Source organism: Croceitalea rosinachiae (assembly GCF_031846445.1).
GTDB lineage: Bacteria > Bacteroidota > Bacteroidia > Flavobacteriales > Flavobacteriaceae > Croceitalea > Croceitalea rosinachiae.
On sequence record NZ_JAVRHR010000002.1, the window covers coordinates 710,780 to 729,214 of the forward strand.

The 18,435-nt window shown below is 35.9% G+C and carries 19 protein-coding genes; 16 read left to right on the plus strand and 3 right to left on the minus strand.

The window, feature by feature from the left end:
* The first annotated feature begins 1 nt into the window (after window position 1).
* From RM706_RS10985 to RM706_RS11025, 9 genes are read left to right on the plus strand one after another with little or no spacing between them, the layout of a single operon-like run.
* The gene (locus tag RM706_RS10985; RefSeq protein WP_311351387.1) at window positions 2-256 is read left to right on the plus strand and encodes a MoaD/ThiS family protein; all 255 of its coding nucleotides are present in this window, start codon (window positions 2-4) and stop codon (window positions 254-256) included.
* Between the two features lie 28 nt (window positions 257-284).
* A complete protein-coding gene (gene moaA / locus RM706_RS10990; RefSeq protein WP_311351389.1) occupies window positions 285-1,268 on the plus strand; it encodes a GTP 3',8-cyclase MoaA in 984 nt (327 codons plus the stop codon).
* 14 nt (window positions 1,269-1,282) lie between these two features.
* On the plus strand, window positions 1,283-1,879 hold the full coding sequence (locus RM706_RS10995; RefSeq protein WP_311351391.1) for an NTP transferase domain-containing protein: 597 nt from the start codon (window positions 1,283-1,285) through the stop codon (window positions 1,877-1,879).
* Entirely contained in the window at window positions 1,872-2,942 is a 1,071-nt protein-coding gene (locus tag RM706_RS11000) for a ThiF family adenylyltransferase (RefSeq protein ID WP_311351393.1), read from the plus strand. The genes RM706_RS10995 and RM706_RS11000 overlap by 8 nt, the downstream gene beginning before the upstream one ends.
* Window positions 2,933-3,715, plus strand: a complete 783-nt coding sequence (locus tag RM706_RS11005) for a sulfite exporter TauE/SafE family protein (RefSeq protein ID WP_311351395.1) — start codon at window positions 2,933-2,935, stop codon at window positions 3,713-3,715. Before RM706_RS11000 ends, RM706_RS11005 begins: the two co-directional genes overlap by 10 nt.
* Window positions 3,712-4,908 carry a molybdopterin molybdotransferase MoeA gene (locus RM706_RS11010; protein ID WP_311351397.1) on the plus strand — a complete coding sequence of 399 codons (1,197 nt, stop codon included), beginning with the start codon at window positions 3,712-3,714 and terminating at the stop codon, window positions 4,906-4,908. The genes RM706_RS11005 and RM706_RS11010 overlap by 4 nt, the downstream gene beginning before the upstream one ends.
* Before the next feature lies 1 nt (window position 4,909).
* Window positions 4,910-5,917 (plus strand): XdhC family protein, encoded by a 1,008-nt coding sequence (locus tag RM706_RS11015; RefSeq protein ID WP_311351400.1) that lies wholly within the window; start codon window positions 4,910-4,912, stop codon window positions 5,915-5,917.
* Complete coding sequence (locus tag RM706_RS11020; RefSeq protein ID WP_311351402.1) at window positions 5,910-6,512, plus strand: nucleotidyltransferase family protein; 603 nt, start codon at window positions 5,910-5,912, stop codon at window positions 6,510-6,512. The genes RM706_RS11015 and RM706_RS11020 overlap by 8 nt, the downstream gene beginning before the upstream one ends.
* Before the next feature lie 18 nt (window positions 6,513-6,530).
* Window positions 6,531-7,610 (plus strand): amidohydrolase family protein, encoded by a 1,080-nt coding sequence (locus RM706_RS11025; protein WP_311351404.1) that lies wholly within the window; start codon window positions 6,531-6,533, stop codon window positions 7,608-7,610.
* Here RM706_RS11025 and RM706_RS11030 read toward each other — a convergent pair.
* Window positions 7,607-7,747, minus strand: coding sequence for a hypothetical protein (locus RM706_RS11030; RefSeq protein WP_311351406.1), 141 nt, complete (start codon window positions 7,745-7,747; stop codon window positions 7,607-7,609). The two genes, RM706_RS11025 and RM706_RS11030, sit on opposite strands and share 4 nt — an antisense overlap.
* 299 nt (window positions 7,748-8,046) lie before the next feature.
* On the minus strand, window positions 8,047-8,706 hold the full coding sequence (locus RM706_RS11035; RefSeq protein ID WP_311351408.1) for a GntR family transcriptional regulator: 660 nt from the start codon (window positions 8,704-8,706) through the stop codon (window positions 8,047-8,049).
* Window positions 8,707-8,792: 86 nt separating this feature from the next.
* Here RM706_RS11035 and treF point away from each other — a divergent pair, with 86 nt between their 5' ends.
* From treF to RM706_RS11060, 5 genes are all read left to right on the plus strand, one after another.
* Complete coding sequence (gene treF / locus RM706_RS11040; protein ID WP_311351410.1) at window positions 8,793-10,382, plus strand: alpha,alpha-trehalase TreF; 1,590 nt, start codon at window positions 8,793-8,795, stop codon at window positions 10,380-10,382.
* Window positions 10,383-10,441: 59 nt separating this feature from the next.
* Window positions 10,442-11,527, plus strand: a complete 1,086-nt coding sequence (locus RM706_RS11045) for a DUF2652 domain-containing protein (protein ID WP_311351412.1) — start codon at window positions 10,442-10,444, stop codon at window positions 11,525-11,527.
* A gap of 35 nt (window positions 11,528-11,562) precedes the next feature.
* Window positions 11,563-11,970 carry a DUF3052 domain-containing protein gene (locus tag RM706_RS11050; protein WP_311351414.1) on the plus strand — a complete coding sequence of 136 codons (408 nt, stop codon included), beginning with the start codon at window positions 11,563-11,565 and terminating at the stop codon, window positions 11,968-11,970.
* A 100-nt stretch (window positions 11,971-12,070) separates the two neighbouring features.
* The gene (locus RM706_RS11055; protein ID WP_311351416.1) at window positions 12,071-15,325 is read left to right on the plus strand and encodes a WD40/YVTN/BNR-like repeat-containing protein; all 3,255 of its coding nucleotides are present in this window, start codon (window positions 12,071-12,073) and stop codon (window positions 15,323-15,325) included.
* A 2-nt stretch (window positions 15,326-15,327) separates the two neighbouring features.
* Window positions 15,328-15,972 carry a class I SAM-dependent methyltransferase gene (locus tag RM706_RS11060; RefSeq protein WP_311351418.1) on the plus strand — a complete coding sequence of 215 codons (645 nt, stop codon included), beginning with the start codon at window positions 15,328-15,330 and terminating at the stop codon, window positions 15,970-15,972.
* A gap of 1 nt (window position 15,973) precedes the next feature.
* Here RM706_RS11060 and RM706_RS11065 read toward each other — a convergent pair whose 3' ends face one another.
* On the minus strand, window positions 15,974-16,591 hold the full coding sequence (locus RM706_RS11065) for a hypothetical protein (protein WP_311351420.1): 618 nt from the start codon (window positions 16,589-16,591) through the stop codon (window positions 15,974-15,976).
* Between the two features lie 113 nt (window positions 16,592-16,704).
* On the opposite strand from RM706_RS11065, the gene RM706_RS11070 reads away from it, so the two are divergent.
* Together RM706_RS11070 and RM706_RS11075 are read left to right on the plus strand one after the other, a co-directional pair.
* Window positions 16,705-17,622: an EamA family transporter gene (locus tag RM706_RS11070; protein ID WP_311351422.1), complete on the plus strand. Its 918-nt coding sequence runs from the start codon at window positions 16,705-16,707 to the stop codon at window positions 17,620-17,622.
* A 41-nt stretch (window positions 17,623-17,663) separates the two neighbouring features.
* Window positions 17,664-18,353, plus strand: a complete 690-nt coding sequence (locus RM706_RS11075; protein WP_311351424.1) for a 3-keto-disaccharide hydrolase — start codon at window positions 17,664-17,666, stop codon at window positions 18,351-18,353.
* Window positions 18,354-18,435: the final 82 nt, after the last annotated feature.

The window sequence follows — 18,435 nt, forward strand, 5'->3', positions numbered from 1 at the left end:
TATGACAATTTTATTGTTTGGGGTTACCAAAGATATTGTTGGTAGCCCCTCTCTTTCTATACCTACAGCTAGCATTTCCGGAAGAAGCATTCCGAAAACCGTAAAAGAATTACGTGGTTTTTTGGGAAATACGTATCCTGAATTAGATAAACTTTCTTCCCTTGCAATTGCCGTAAACAACAATTATGCAGAAGACCATGAAGAAATCAATTCTTATGACGAAATTGCATTAATTCCGCCAGTTAGTGGTGGATAAAATTGGAAGTTAATAACTCCGACTTTGAATGTTAGTAGATAATCACAATAGAGAAATCAATTATTTGCGTTTAGCTGTCACTGATAGGTGCAACTTGCGTTGTAATTATTGTATGCCTGCAGAGGGCATAAATTTTGTTAATAATGACAAGCTATTGACCATCGATGAGCTTAAAAAAGTAAGCAAGGTTTTAGTTAGTCAAGGTGTGAATAAAATTAGAATTACTGGTGGGGAACCATTCGTACGTAAAAATTTGATGGAATTACTCCGTTATCTTAAGCAATTAGATGGCCTTGATGACATTTCTATCACTACGAATGCAACTCTAATTGGACCATATATTGATGAGTTAAAGAACCTTGGGATTAAAAACATCAATGTAAGTCTTGATGCAATAGATAGGACAACTTTTGAAAGAATAACACGAAGAAATCAATACGATACAGTTCATGGTAATCTAATTAGATTAATTACGGAAGGTTTTAATGTCCGCATTAATTTTATCGTTCTAGATGGACAAAATGAGCAGGATATTATTCCTATACTAGCATTAATGAAGCATTATCCTGTTTCCGTTCGTTTTTTAGAAGAAATGCCATTTAATGGCGGTAGTAAATCATTTCAGAAAATTGCTTGGGATTATCAAGTCATTTTAGCTCATATCACAAATCACTTCCCTGATTATCTCAAATTAGAATCTCCAAAAACATCAACATCTATTAATTATAAAATTAAAGATCATAAAGGCACCTTTGGATTAATACCTTCTTTTAGTCGCACCTTCTGTGGCAGTTGTAACCGCCTAAGAATAACAGCAACAGGAGATGTTATTACTTGTTTGTACGGAAGCCCAAAAGCAAATCTTAGAACTATATTACGAGGCAAAGACACCAAAGTAGGAGTTGAAAATGCAATCTTGAGAGCCGTGGGTAATCGTGCCAAGAGCGGGTTTGATGCACAAAAAGAACATACAGGGGTCTTTGAGAGTTCAATGACTTCTATTGGAGGTTAATCTAAGAGCATATTATGGGCAAGACTAAACTATATGGTTTAATACTCTCAGGCGGAAAAAGCACTCGAATGGGCAACGATAAGGGGCTTATTACTTACTATGATGGCATTCCACAACGTGAATATATGTATCAACTTGCTGAACAAGTTTGTGATAAGACCTTTTTAAGTATTCGCTCAGAACAAGAAGATCAATTACAAAATAAATTTGATGCAATCCTAGATGAGGATGAATATCGCGGTCCATTGAATGGTATTTTAAGCGCACATAAAGCCTACCCAAAAATTGCTTGGTTAGTTTTAGCTTGTGATTTGCCATTATTAAACCAAAAGTCATTAAGGAACTTGGTCGTGCAGCGTGATACAAATAAAGCTGCTACCGCTTATGCTACTAAAGAAAGTGGACTTCCGGAGCCTTTGGCAGCTATCTGGGAACCTTTTGGACTACAAAAAGCCATTGCTTATATGCAAACCGCAGGGAGTTCATGTCCCAGGAAATTTTTGATAAATTCAGATGTGAAATTGATTTTTCCTAAGACTGATGAAGTTTTGTTTAATGCCAATTCATTATCAGAATATGAATTTGCAAAATCAAAAGTCGAAGATGAATGATGATACCAGGTATTTAAGGCAAACAAGTTTAGAAAGTTTTGGTGCAGAGAATCAGCTAAAATTAGCCAATAGTAAGATATTAATAATTGGTTTGGGTGGATTGGGAATACCTGTTGCCACTTATTTAAATGCCATGGGAGTAGGTACTATTGGTATCATGGATAATGACATCATTGAACTACATAATCTGCAACGACAGGTATTGTACAGCGAAACCGATTTAGGCAAACAAAAGTTGAGTATAGCTTTTGAAAAACTAAGAGCACAGAATTCCAATACTATTGTCAAAGCATTCACTGAGTTTTTGACTAAGGACAACGCTCTTACTATTATAAAAGATTTTGATGTTGTAGTAGATGCTACAGATAATTTCGCTACCCGCTATTTGATTAACGATGCTTGTGTCATTTTGAACAAACCCTTTATTTATGGTGCGTTGCATGCCTTTGAAGGGCAAATAAGCGTTTTCAATTTTAAAAACGGACCAACATATCGTTGCTTGTTTCCCAATATGCCAAAAAACAATGAAATCCTAAATTGTGATGAAAATGGTGTTTTAGGCATTTTACCAGGAATTATAGGAACACTGCAGGCTCTAGAAGTAGTAAAAGTAATTACGGAAGTGGGAGAGGTGTTATCAGGAAAATTATTGTTATTTGATGGATTGACACAAACAATACAAAAGATTGGTTTTAAGGCTCGAGTAGAGAACAAAACGATTGTTGAACTAAAAGAAGATTACGGCTTTTCATTGTGTTCTATAGAAAACAGTATTGAGGCTGAAGATTTTGATGAACTTAATAAAAGACATTTCGTTCAGCTAGTTGATGTTCGCAATCCAGATGAGTTTGAAGAATTTCATCTACCAAATGCAATTAATGTTCCATTACCTGAGTTGGAAAACAGTCTACAGAGCATTGATTTTTCTATGCCGGTTTATTTTATTTGTCAGTCGGGCAAACGTAGTGAAATCGCATTGCAGTCGCTCCAGAAAGAATACTCAAATACAAGCATGTACAGTGTTTCGGGGGGTATGGGCAAAATGGCCTTAATATGTCATTAGCTTTTGGTGATTTAGCATTGTTGATGCTGGTTTTCCTTGTAGTAGCGCTTTTGTACGCCTCTGTTGGCTTTGGTGGAGGCTCTAGTTACCTAGCAATTCTGACTTTATTGCTTACTGGCTTCTTTGTTATCAGAAGTACAGCCTTACTTTGTAATTTAATAGTCGTTTTGGGCAGTTGTTATTTGTTTTACAAAAATGGCCACTTAAAGTTTAAAAAGTTTTTACCTTTTATTGTAACCAGTGTTCCTATGGCCTTTTTAGGAGCATCCTTTCAATTAAGTGAGACGATATTTTTTATAATACTTGGTAGTACTTTGATTATTTCTGCAGTGGCATTGGTGTTTCAAACCATGAATTTAAAACCCAATTATACGCCTTCAAAATACCCTCGTAGCATGTCCTATTTGCTCGGTGCAGGTATTGGTTTATTATCTGGGTTAGTAGGAATTGGCGGCGGAATTTTTTTGGCACCAATTCTAAATCAAATGAGATGGGACAAACCCATTACCATTGCTGCTCTGGCCAGTTTTTTCATTCTTGTAAATTCAATTTCGGGGATTACGGGCCTGGTTGCTAGCGGGACTTTTGAATTATTTTGGCCCGAGATAATCGGTCTTTTGATTGCCGTCTTGGCTGGTGGACAAATCGGCGTGCGCTTGAGCTTAGGTAAGATTTCAGCAAAAGGTATACGCTTACTAACAGCATTTTTGGTTTTATTTGTAGGTGTTCGCGTACTACTTAATAACGGATTACAAATTAATTTATTTTCATGATTGAATTTCAAGAGGCATTGGCATTCGTTTTAGGTAATTCCAATGAATATGGAGAAGTTTCTATTCCCTTACATAAAGCTAATGGAAGAGTTTTAGCTGAAAACGTCTTTGCTGACCGTGATTTTCCGCCTTTTAATAGGGCTACTAAAGATGGTATCGCCTTAAACTATCATGGTATTTCAAAAGGAATATCCAAATTTAAAATTCAAGCGATAGCCCCTGCCGGAACTCCTCAATTAACCCTCAATGACAACACAAGTTGTATTGAGGTCATGACGGGAGCTGTCTTGCCAAAAAATTCAGATACCGTTGTAATGTATGAACATATTACAATTCAAGATGGGTTTGCAGCCTTAACTAAACCCATTATAAAAGGTCAGAACATTCATTCAAAAGGTACTGATGAACAAGAGGGAGCCTTGATCTTAAAAAAGGGGTTACGAATTGCAGCTGCTGAAATAGGGATTTTGGCATCAGTGGGAAAGTCTACTATATTGGTCAAAAAGAACCCAAAGGTATGTTTGGTTTCCACCGGAAATGAATTAGTGAATGTAGATGAAACCCCCAAACCACATCAAATAAGAAAATCAAATTCCTATACACTTGAAGCGGGGCTTCTTGACAAGGGTATTTCACCAGATACCATTCACATAGCTGATGATAAAATAGATACAATGAATGCCCTGACCACTATAATGTCCGAGAATGATGTAGTGTTATTGAGCGGCGGCGTGTCAAAAGGGAAGTACGATTATCTCCCCGAAGTTTTCCTAGAATTGGGAATTACAAAAATATTTCATAAAGTAAAGCAGCGACCTGGTAAACCATTTTGGTTTGGTAAGCATCAAGCTACGCAAACTACCATTTTTGGATTCCCTGGCAATCCAGGTTCAACTTTTGCTAATTTTTATGTGTACTTTCTTCCGTGGCTTAACAAATCTTTGGGACTACAGAATCATGAAATAAACGTAATTTTAGAGGAGGAGTTTGAAAATACAACCGACTTGACTCGATTCATTAGAGCTAAGGCTATACTAAAATCCTCAAAAATAGTTGCAAATCTGATTCATAGTAATGGCTCTGGTGATTTAACAAGTTTGACCAAATCAAATGGTTTTATCAAACTTGCACCAAATCGTGCATATAAGATAGGTCAAGAAGTAGTTTTCATTCCTACTAAAAGAATAGTATAAAATGACCCATGAGCTCAAAAAAATAGTCAAGGCCTATGAACAAGCTGCCGCCAATAACATAAAATGTGTTTTAGCAACAGTGGTTGCCCTTGATGGTTCGTCATATCGCAGACCAGGAGTTCGTATGCTTTTGCAAGAAGATGGTAAAATGGTGGGCGCCGTTAGCGGAGGATGCGTAGAGAAGGAAGTATTTCTTCAGGCAGCTTCAGTTTTTAAAAGCAAAGTTGCAAAAGTGATGACTTATGATGGGCGATATCGTTTGGGTTGTGAAGGTATCCTATATATTCTTTTAGAATATTTTGAACCAAACGCTATTTTTTTAGAAACCTTTTGGAGCACCATTAAAAATCGAAAAAACTTTTTAATTGAAAGTTATTTTCAAAAAGAGCATTTAGAAGATGTGACTTTCGGCTCTGTTTTTAAGTTTGAAGACCAGACTCAACCCCTACAAAATTCTTTTTCCCAAAAAGCTGATAATCTGATTTTCTCTCATACATTAAATCCTTGTTTTAAAATGATTATTATCGGGGCAGAACATGATGCCGTGCAATTATGCGGATATGCTTCCATGACAGGATGGGAAGTAACCGTGGTTGCCAACCCTAAAGAAGGTAAGACTTTGACAGATTTTCCTGGTGCAACTGATTTTTTAAACACCGATCCAGAAACGCTAAGACTAAATGTTGACAAGCAAACTGCTGTTGTTTTGATGACTCATAGTTATGTAAAAGACTTACAATATTTGATTTCACTTAAAAATGAGCGACCAGCATACTTTGGTTTATTGGGGCCAGCAAGAAGACGAGAGAAACTTTTTGATGATTTGATAGAGAGGTTCCCTAACGTTTCTGAAGAGTTCATTGCTCAAATTCATGGACCGGCGGGTATAGCAGTTGGGGCAGAAACTCCGCAAGAAATAGCTGTTTCTGTAGTCGCCGAAATTCTATCGGTCACCAACAAAGTGCAACCGATACTACTTAAAGAAAAATCAGGTAGAATTCATGCCTAATGAAAAAAACAATAATATAGCTGTTTTAATACTTGCAGCTGGAGCATCAACTCGTATGGGACAAAGCAAACAGTTGTTACCTTGGGGTGAAACTACGCTATTAAATCATGCTATTGCCCAAGCCAATTATGTCTCTGAACATATTTTTGTAGTACTTGGAGCTAATAAAGATTCCATTGAAAAAACATTATCAAATGAGGTTTCTGTTATTTTTAACCCTAGTTGGAAACAAGGCATGGGAACTTCAATTGCAGTAGGAGTATCAAAGATTCAAAAAGGTCATCTTTTTGATGCGCTTTTGATTATGTTGGGCGATCAACCACTATTGGATGGTAGCTATTTAAATGAGTTAAATCAACTTTTTGGCACTTCAAAAAACAGAATAGTAGCCACGTCTTATGGAGATAAAAATGGTGTCCCTGCTTTTTTTCACAATTCATTGTTCAATGAATTGCGTAAATTGAGCAAAGACTATGGTGCCAGATCTTTGATGCAAAGACATGTTCAATATTTAAGCAGCTTAAATCCTAATGGAAAGGAAATAGATATTGATACCCCAGAAACTTATAATCAACTACTAGTTAGATCAAAGTAAACCCTCAATTAAAGAAAGATGAAACAAATTTTGATTCTGATTATCTTACTTTCTGTAACGTTAATCTCAGCTCAAGAAATGAGTTTTGAAGATTATAATCCGAAGTCAACTCTAATAGTTCCTGAAAATCCTACCTCAAGTGCAAAATTTAAATTTATAGATGTCCATAGTCATCAGTTTAGAATGGCCGAACAAGATTTGTCCACACTAATAGCTGATATGGATAAACTTAATGAAGGAATCATGGTTAATTTAAGTGGTGGTTCAGGGCAAGGACTTCGTGCTATGCTCAAAAATGTTAATGACCGCTATCCAAATCGATTCGCAATTTTTGCCAATGTAGATTTTAGCGGTGTAGGAAACAGTGGCTGGGGTGCAAAGGCGGCTGCACAACTTGATGCTGATATAAAAGCTGGAGCGAAAGGGTTAAAAGTTTACAAAAGCCTCGGACTACGGAATAAAGATATATATGGAAAAAGAATAGCTATTGATGACCCACGTTTAGATCCCGTATGGGCCAAATGCGGTGAATTGGGAATTCCTGTTTTAATTCATGCTGCCGACCCCAAACCATTTTGGGATCCAATGAACAGTGATAACGAACGATGGTTAGAACTTAAAACTAGACCTAGAAGAAAACGTTCAGACACTAATCCAGCTCCTTGGCAACAAATTATTGACGAACAGCATAGAATGTTTAAAAAACATCCAAAAACTAAATTTATCAATGCCCATATGGGGTGGTATGCAAACGATTTGAAAAGGCTAGGGGAGTTGCTAGATGAAATACCTAATATGTCTGTGGGAATTGCAGCTGTTATTGCAGAATTAGGACGTCAACCAAAACAAGCAAAAGCATTTTTTATAAAATATCAAGACCGTATTCTCTTTGGAAAAGATAGCTGGAAACCAGAAGAGTTCCCTACCTACTTTAGAGTTTTAGAAACCGCTGATGAGTACTTTCCGTATTATAAAAAATACCATGCGTTTTGGGCAATGTATGGATTGGATTTACCCGATGGTGTTCTCAAAAAAGTCTACTACAAAAATGCTTTGAATCTTATTCCAGGCTTGGACAAGTCTATATTTAAAGATTAATCTAATATTTTTTCTTGATTGTTTTCAGAAGAAGCTTGTGGCACTTCTTGAAAAATTCCGCATGAAATTTGCCTTCTTATCAAGGATGGTTTTTTCTTCTTAGACAGAACTTCAATCTGTTTGTTCAAAAACTGCATGATTTAAAAACGCTTATTTTCCCACTCTATTGTTCTTAGGCCATTAAAAAAAATTAGATCTTTCTGGGATGGTTTCTTATATGGCAATTAAGAACATTGCTTTGTTTTATTTTAATTAAACCGTTTTGTCCGTAGCAGTAAAAATTTTAAACGGAAAAGATTTACTACTTCATGGTGGAACTTGGTTATGGTTTATGCCGATAGCTGTAATTTTTCTGACATTATTTACAAAGTGGGGTTATTGGTGTTATTAGAACAAGACAAATTCGGCAGAATGTATTTTAAAAGAGTTAGAGTAATTATTTCAATACCGTATGATATACGGTCTTTTTTAAAATTAATTTATGTCGAACATGTTCAAAAATATTCATCCAATTCATTTTTAAAATTAGAGCAGCAGTAGGGATGTTATCTTCTTCTATGGCCTGTATAATAGATTCGTTTTGATTATCAATTTGCTCATAGAACGATGAGTCGGTAATAAAAAGCTGTTCATAGAACAATATTCTTGCTTCTAAATCTTCCAGAATAGCTAACAATATTTGATTTGTACAATCTTGTACCAGTAGGTGATGAAAAGTAATTCTGGAATTTAAGCGAGCCACATGTGTATGTGTTTGTTGCAAATGTAACTGTTGTTCCCTCAGAGCATGAATCGTACTTTTTTTGAAGTTTGAATTTTCTAGGGCTATAACTTCAAGCCGAGCTATAGTATCATAAATATCTCTAGCTTCTTCATACGATAATTCTGGAATCACAAAACCTCTATTAGGAATTGCCTTAATAATTCTAGCTTGCTCTAATTGACTAAGTGCTTCACGTACTGGGGTTACACTAACTTTTAATTCCCTTGACAGTTGGGCTAAGTTCAATGTTGTGCCAATAGCCAAATTACCATCCAATATTTTATTCAAAAGGTGTTTTCGTACTTTGTTTCTCAATATTGCTTTAGAATTCATAGGCGACTAAATCGTATACGATTTTAAACTTAAACAATTCTATATTATTGCCTTATATTTAGTTTTCTAATATCAAAACAATCAAAATGCGCTTAAAATTTATTCTTGTACTTGGTATAACTATGATAATTAGCTCTTGTAAAAATGATAAATCAGTATCTAATGTCGATAGTCTTTATAAAACCCAGTTATTTAAAGATGTGCAACTTGCCGCTATTTATAAAGACTCAAAGACCTTTGTGGATTTGGTTCCGAAAGAATCGTATATGATTCTAGAAAAGCAATATTTGCATGCAAAAGATAGCGTAGGCTTTAATTTGAAGTATTTTGTCACGGAAAACTTTATGGACAAGTCTATGGAGTCCCTTGAATTTAAGACAGACACTACAAAAACAATGTACGAGCATATCAATACTATGTGGGATAAGTTGACTAGAGGTCCTGATGAGTATGTAGCCAACTCGTCAAGAATACCATTGCCCAAAACATATGTTGTCCCAGGTGGTCGTTTTCAAGAAATCTATTATTGGGATAGTTATTTTACCATGGAAGGACTTCTAGCTGCAGGTCGGCAAGATCTAGCAAAAAACATGGTAGATAATTTCACTTTTTTAATAGACTCAATCGGACTTATACCGAACGGTACAAGAGACTATTACCGCACAAGATCGCAACCACCTTTTTATTCATTAATGGTTAATGCCCTAGCAAGAGATGATGATAACATGGTTCTTTATTATTTACCAGAGTTAAGCAAAGAGTACGGTTTTTTTATGAATCATGATTCTATTGATCGTCCGTTTGGTGCTAGTAAACATGTGGTTCAGATGATTGAAGGTGATTTTCTAAATCGATATTGGGATGCAGGTCAAACACCACGTCCAGAGGCGTACAAGGAAGATTTGCACTTGGCCAGTAGCTTTGAGACTAAAGAACAAAAACAGCGTTTATATAAAGATTTACGCTCAGGAGCTGAATCAGGTTGGGATTTTAGTTCAAGGTGGTTTTCAAGTCCTGATGATTTTTCAAGTACTGCGACCACTTCTATTTTGCCGGTAGATCTTAATTGCTTGCTCTATCATCATGAAAGGATCTTAGCAAAAGGTTCAAGGTTAAAAGGTGATAAAAATGCCTATCAATATTTCAGTGAAAAAGCAAGCCAGCGAAGAGCCTTAATTCAAGAATATATGTGGGATGAAGATGAAGGTTACTATATGGATTTTAATTTCAGGAGAGTTGAAAAAAGTAAGAAGCTAACATTAGCTGGGGTTTATCCTATGTTTTTCAAAATTGCGACTAGAGAGCAAGCATCTAAAGTCAAGGATGTAATTATGAAAAAATTCCTTAAACCTGGCGGCTTAGTAACGACGTTAAATAACTCTGGGCAACAATGGGATGCTCCCAATGGATGGGCCCCTTTGCAATGGATGGCTGTTAATGGCCTATTAAATTATGGTTACATTGATGAAGCAAAAGAAATTATGAAACGGTGGTTAGCACTTAACGAGAAAGTTTATAAAAATACTGGTAAGATGATGGAGAAGTATAATGTCGAAGATTTGACCTTATTATCAGGAGGAGGTGAATATGAAACTCAAGATGGTTTTGGATGGACAAACGGCGTTGCTTTAGGTTTCAAACAAATTTTGGAGCGTATAGAAGCAAAAGAGGATTGATCTTTGTTAGCTCTAGTAAAAATTAAGACTAAGAAATTATATCCATAACTAAAAGCTTCATGGCAAAATCGTTGCTATTTATCCCAGATATTTCTGGATACACAAAGTTTATTCAAACTACTGAAGTTGAACATAGTCAACATGTGATTTCTGAACTTTTAGAAGTTCTAGTTTCTGCCAATACTGAAAATTTAAAACTAGCAGAAATAGAGGGAGATGCCCTTTTCTTCTATAAAGAAGATGAAATACCTTCACAAGAACGTTTACTTGCTCAAATTGAGGCAATGTTTACTGCTTTTCATAGTCATTTAGAACTACTTAAGAAAAATAGAATTTGCCCATGCAACGCCTGCGCAACTGCTCCCAATTTAGAATTAAAGATTATAGCACATAGCGGAGATCTACAGCATATTGAAGTTCAAGGCAATCGCAAGCCATTTGGGCAACAGGTGATCGAAGCACATCGCCTTCTAAAAAATTCAGTTCAAAGCGACAATTATGTTTTGGTAAGTAGGTCACTAGCTCTTGAAATACAGTTATCATATACCTATTCAAGCAAATTGTTTCGTTTTCGACAAGGTTCAGACACCTATGACGAAAAGAGTTTAGAATACATCTATTCAGTAATTGAACCTGGTAACTTAACCCTAAATCCATTTGAATCACCAAAAAAAGTTTCCTTCAAAAGAGAAGCGAATTTGAATGTGTTTCAAGAATTTCCAATAAGTGCAGAAGGGTTGTTGGAATATATTACGAATTATGTGTATCGCGATAAATGGGTTAAGGGTGTTGACAAGTTTGAGTTCAACAAAAATGAAGTCACTCGACATGGTTCTGAACATGTTTGTGTAATAAATGGTAAGAATTTTGATTTCGTTACTGTAACTAAAAATGTTAATGGTAATCAAATAGTTTATGGTGAGATGACTGAAAGCCCACCTTTTATAGATAAGTTGTATCAGTTTTATACGATTACACCAATAAACGAGAAACGCTGCAAACTTTTAACAGAAGTATATTGGGAGGCCAAATCACCATTAAAAAAGTTAATGATCACCTTGTTTGTCAAAAGGGTTTTTAAAAAGAATACCAATGATGCAATAATAAATTTATCAAGGTTTATTGAAGAAATAGAAAATGTGTAACTTCTGTTTTCTAATTTAACAATTAAGATAACATAGTGGCTAGTTATTCAAATACCCCACTCGCTAAAAAGCTAGGAATTAAAAATGGTTTTATAATCGCCCTGATTAACCAACCAGACAACTACTTTGATTTGTTTTCAGATTTACCTTGTGAAATTGTTTTAAAAAAAAGGTTGGATTTAAATTCATTAGATTTTATACATCTTTTTTGTAAAACGGAAAATGAATTGATTAAAAATGGACTGCGATGTAAAAAAGCTTTAAAAAAGACAGGAATACTCTGGATAAGTTGGCCAAAAGGAAGTTCAAAGATTAAGACGGATTTAAAGAGAGAACCTATTCGTGAACATTTACTAAAACTTGGTTTGGTTGATATAAAAGTTGCCGCTATAGATCAAAATTGGAGCGGACTTAAGTTTGTATATCGTCTTAAAGAAAGGTAATGTTCTTCTAATAAATATCCTCGCATTTTTTGATTTTTTTAATAAAAATTTGACTTTCAATTGGTTAACTTACCAAACTAATTAACCAAAAAAATCGATAATGAAAATTCTCTCCAAAAGTATTATCAGTGCTTTATTTTCTATGTTCCTTATTTTAATTATTAATGCTCAAGAAACTAAGGATGACATCTACAAAGGTCTAGAATTTAGAAATCTTGGTCCAGCTTTGACATCTGGTCGTATCGCCGATATAGCTATTCACCCTAACAATGAAAGTGTATGGTATATTGCTGTAGCCTCAGGTGGAGTTTGGAAAACAGAAAATGCTGGAACCACTTTCAAACCGGTTTTTGATAATGAAAAAAGTTACTCTACGGGCTGCGTGACCATAGACCCTAGCAACCCAAGCACGGTTTGGGTAGGTACGGGTGAAAATGTAGGTGGTCGACATATCGGATTTGGAGATGGCATTTATGTCAGCCATGATGAAGGGAAGAGTTGGAAGAATATGGGACTGAAAGAATCAGAGCATCTTTCTAAAATAATTGTTCATCCTGATAACTCTAATATCATATATGTCGCTTCACAAGGCCCACTTTGGAGCAAAGGAGGAGAACGCGGGTTTTATGTATCTGAAGATGGAGGCACTACTTGGACCAGAACCTTAGGAAATAATGAATGGACAGGCGTGACCGATATTGTCATTGATTCTGAGAACCCTGAAACCATCTATGCCGCTACATGGGATAGGCATCGTACCGTAGCTGCCTATATGGGTGGTGGACCAGGTTCAGGGCTTCACAAATCAACTGATGGCGGAAAAACATGGACCATATTAAAATCTGGCCTACCAAAATCCAATATGGGTAAAATAGGTTTGGCTATATCTCCTTTTAATAATCAAACGATTTATGCGGCAATTGAGTTAGACCGAAAGAAAGGTGGTTTATATATTTCGACAAATGGCGGAGCCTCATGGAAAAAACAATCAGATGCCGTTTCAGGTGGCACAGGCCCGCATTATTATCAAGAACTGTTTGCCTCACCCCATCAAGAAGGGAAATTATACCTAATGAGCAATTATTCGCAAGAATCTAATGACCATGGTAAGACATTTACCAACTTAAATGAGGATAAAAAACATGTAGATAGTCATGCAATGGCTTTTAAAAAGAGTGACCCAAATTACGTCCTTTTTGGTACAGATGGCGGTCTTTATGAATCGTATGACAAAACCACTACTTGGCGCTATTTTAACAACCTTCCAATAACTCAATATTACAAAGTAGCAGTTGATGATAGCACACCGTTCTATAATGTTTATGGAGGCACCCAAGATAATGGTTCGCATGGAGGTCCATCTCGAACAATACGGACAAATGGCATTTTAAACCAAGATTGGTGGATTACCTTAGGGGCTGATGGGCATCAGTCAGCCACTGAACCTGGTAACCCAGATATTACTTACGGAGAGTTTCAACAAGGGTGGTTATGGCGTATTGACCAAACTACAGGTGAAACCGTTTTTATTCAACCACAACCATCTGCTGGCGACCCGCACGAACGTTTTAATTGGGATGCTCCAATCTTGGTAAGCCCTCATAATTCGACAAGATTATATTTTGCATCATACCGCGTATGGAAATCAGAGAATCGTGGTGATGATTGGACCGCTATTTCTAATGACTTGACTAGAAACGAAGAACGTTTTAATCTCCCTATTCTTGGGAAGCAACAAAGCTGGGACAATCCATGGGATGTGGGTGCGATGAGTGTTTATAACACCATTACTTCTTTAGCAGAATCACCTGTTCAAGAAGGTTTACTATATGCTGGCACGGATGATGGCATTTTGCAAGTTTCAGAGAATGGTGGTGAAAGCTGGAAAAAAATTATGCTTGGCACTATCAAAGGAGTTCCTTCACGTGCATTTGTAAATGATGTCAGGGCTGATTTGTATGATGCAAATACTGTTTATTTAGTATTGGACAACCATAAAGAAGGAGATTATCGTCCATTTCTTCTAAAAAGTACTGATAAAGGTAGTACTTGGGGTTTCATCAATGGTAATCTTCCTAAAAAGTTGATTACCTGGCGCATCGTCCAAGATCATAAAAAGAAAGATCTGTTGTTTGCGGCAACAGAATACGGCGTATATTTTACGATCAATGGCGGAAGTAGTTGGACACAGCTCAAAGGAGGGTTACCAACCATATCTTTTAGAGACATTACGATTCAACGAAGAGAAGACGATTTAGTTGGGGCCTCTTTTGGTCGGGGGTTCTATGTTTTGGATAATATTGGTCCATTGCGAGATTATAATGCTTCTAAATCTAATGAAGTTCAATTTTTTGATACCAAACCAGCATATTGGTATATACAAAAAGATGAAGTTTATGGTCAAGGAAACAATCAATATGCCGCCAAAAACCCAGATTATGGTGCGATTTTTACTTATTACCTACCTAACAAGTTAGAATCCTTAAAAGAAATCAGAACAAAAAAGGAGAAAGAATTAAGCAAACAAAAGGCAGCAATCCCTTTCCCGGGTTGGGATGCTTTAGCTACAGAAAAAAACCAAGAAAAACCGCAATTAGTTTTAATGGTAAAAGATAGTGATGGCAACCTTGTAAATATGGTAAATGGGTCTAACAAAAAAGGATTCAATAAAGTGGCGTGGAATTTAACATATGCCAGCCGATCAGGTATTCCTTTAAAAGCACCAAAACCAAATCCTAATGAAGAGTTTACGGGATCTCCTTACTTAGCTACTCCAGGAACTTATTCAGTCGCGCTTTACCAAAATAAAGATGGAGTGCTCATCGAACTATCTGGTCCAAGAACTTTTGAGGTGGTAAAGCTTAAAGATGGCTCATTACCAGCTAAACCTATAGCTGAGATTAATGCGTTCAGAGAAACCTTTCAAGTTTATCAACAGAATATGATGGCAACAACCACAACAATTCAAAAGGTTAAAAAACAATTGAATGCTATGAAAAGAGCTTATCAGCAAGCAAAAAGACCTTCAGCTGAATTATTCAATAAGATTAGTTCTGCACAAAAATCATTACTGGCTATTGATGCTATTATGAATGGAAATCCATCTAAAAATGAAGTAGGGGAGCGAAATGCACTTTCACCTCGAGATGGAGGTTTCATTGGATACGTAGCTTTAAATAATACGTATGGACCAACCGGTAATCAAAAGAAAGCTTTTGCACGGGCCCAACAACAGCTTAAGAATGTAAAGACTGATCTGAGTCAATTGGTAGAGACTACTATTCCGGCTCTTGAATTAGAATTAAGGGCTGCCGGTGCACCTTGGATAGAAGGTCAAAGCTTGTCAGAAGAGTGATCATGAAGTTTCGAATTCTAATCTTACTATTCGTTTTTAGTGTTTTTGGTTATTCACAATACACTGAAAGCGAATGGAATGATAGAGATGATTGGATGCGTATTTCAGATTTTTTTGAAATCACAAAAGTTCAGAAAGGCAATGTTATAGCCGATATTGGATGTCATGAAGGATATATGTCTATACATCTGGCAAAAAGAGTTGGTGAAAATGGAAAAATTTATGCCGTTGACTTAAAAAAATACCGGTTGGATGCATTGGAAAAAAATGCAAAAAATCGGGGAATAGAAAACATTTCAACTGTTCTAGGGGATTATGACAATCCTAAACTTCCAATAAATATTTTTGACGCCATTTATATCATCGACACTTATCATGAAATCGAAGACTATCATGAAGTGCTCGAACATGTTAATAAATCCTTGAAACCCAATGGCAAATTAATTTTATTAGAAAAACTTAAATCAAGAATAAAAGGAAAACCAAGAAGGCAACAGGTCGAAGCACATTCTTTGGCTTCAAAATACGTAAAAAAGGAATTGCAAGAAGCTGGGTTCAAAATTGAATATGAAGAATCTAATTTTGGCCTATGGGAACGGAATCCAGGGAAACAAATTTGGTTTGTAATTGCTGTACCAAATAATTAAATTACTCTTTTTGAAGTTCGCCCAACAATTGTTCGAAACTAGAGATCCAGGTATAAAGATGTCCGCCTAAATTTACAATGGGCGTTTTGAGCGAGTCTAAGCTTTTATTTCCCAATGCAACCTCTAGCTGTTGCTTTATTTCGGGCTTTTCTTCTAAATTAAATTGCTTGAATATATAGTTGTTCTCACTAAGTCTTATAACAATACTATCACAAGCCAAGCATTCTTTCATTCCGTAAATGGTAATATGCTTCTTTGGTGTTATCATTTTCGGTGGAACTTCTACCACAGTATATTCCTTACGAACGGCCCTTTTAGATAAACTATCATTTATGCTTAAATCAATAGAATAAGAGGGGGTTTTATCCCTTAAAAGAATTAGGGTTTTCATAAGTACTTTTGAAGTTGCAGGTACCCTTGTCAATCTGGGTTTTGCCATACTTTGCCTAAAATTGGTTCCTTTTACGGCCATCACTACATCATAATCTTTATCAGTTTCATTCAAGGCGTAGAGCATCAATCTATTTTTTGATTTTTCTTCAATTACTTTAATAGGCTTTTCTTGACCTATTGAAATAATTGAAATCAAGAAAACTTGAAATATTATGAGTGTTTTCATAACGTAAAAATGGATTATAGATAGTATTAATATAATGAAATAAATTTTGGATGAGTGTCGCACTAAAATGCATCTTTGAAAGATATATATTTGATAAAGAATTCTAAGATTTAATGGGTAAAAGTCAAAATAAAGCGTTGATCATACTTGCCTTCTTCTCGATATACGTCATATGGGGTTCTACCTACTTGTTAAATAAAATAGCCGTAATGGAGTTGCCGGCATTTATGTTGGCCGGTGTTCGATTTTTTATGGCAAGTGTTTTAATCTTTGGTATTGCTAAGCTCCTTGGAAAATCACTAAGCATCTCTAGAAAGCAATTTTTTAATACCGTGTTTGTTGGCTTTCTTTTTTTATCATTGGGTAATGGACTAGCAGTTTGGGCTTTAAAATATGTTGATAGCGGATTTGCGGCACTACAAATTTCAGCACAACCCTTGATTATTTTAGTAATGATGTGGCTATTACAGGGCAAAAAAATCCAACCCATGTCCATGATTGGAGTTGCATTGGGTATGATAGGAATCTATTTACTAGTAGGGCAAAAAGAAATATTAAATCAAGAAAATGCAATTTGGGGTATGGTGATGATTTTTTTCTGTATGCTAAGTTGGGGCTATGGAAGCCTTTTTGTATCGAAAGCTGATTTGCCAAAGAACTATTTTGTGAATACGGGTTATCAAATGATGGCAGGCGGCTTATTTCTAGCCTTAATGAGCGTATTGGTTGGCGAACAGTGGAGTAATCCTTTAGCATGGAGTTTTAAAGTTCAAATAGTAATGCTACTGCTGATTGTATTCGGTAGCATTGTTGCCTTTACCTCCTTCAATTATTTATTGAAATCAGTATCACCGGAAAAAGTTGCTACCTCTACGTACGTGAACCCTATTGTAGCCTTGTTATTAGGATGGTATTTTTTGGATGAAGAAATCACGCTACAATCTGCATTTGCAGCTGTTATTCTTCTTACTGGGGTATATTTTATAAATACCAAGAAAAAGTTAGTATTATTTACTCGTTTCAGAAAATGATCGTGCATTCAATTATCTTTGAAAAATCATTACATAAGGTTATGAGATTATTTGAACAGTATATTCTCTTTGCATTAATTATTGCCACTTTACAAGGCTGTTCCATGGCTAAGGAACAACAATTATTTAACGGAAAAAATCTTGACGGCTGGTATGTTGATGTTCCAGCCATGGATTCTATCACAAGTGCAATTAATCCATTTGTGGTCCGGAATGGGAATTTGGTCAGCCTAGGTGAACCACAAGGACACTTAATTACAAACGACTCTTTTAAAAATTATAGACTGACCTTGCAGTATCGTTTTGTAAGTGAACCAGGAAATTGCGGAGTTTTAGTACATGCCTCCACCCCAAGAGCACTTTATAAAATGTTTCCAAAATCTATTGAAGTGCAGCTCATGTATGAAAATGCAGGTGATTTTTGGTGTATTGTTGAAGACATTACCACAGACAATATGGAGGAACGCCGGGGTCCAAAATCAGATTGGGGCATCACCGAAGGCAAGCTCAGACGTATTAAGAACTTAACTGACGATTCAGAAAAACCGCTCGGGGAATGGAATTCATTGGTTGTCGAATGTATAAATACAACCGTAAAGGTTTGGATTAATGATAATTTAGTGAATTATGGCTATAATTCCACCGCCACCTCAGGTCAAATAGCAATACAGGCAGAAGGTTCAGAAGTAGAATTTGCTGAAATAAAACTTCAACAAATAGGTTCTAAATAAGAAAGTTAGCCTATAATAACTTTTTGACATTGTACAATTCATTACATGGAATGTACAATTCATTACATTCGGTTTTTAAATA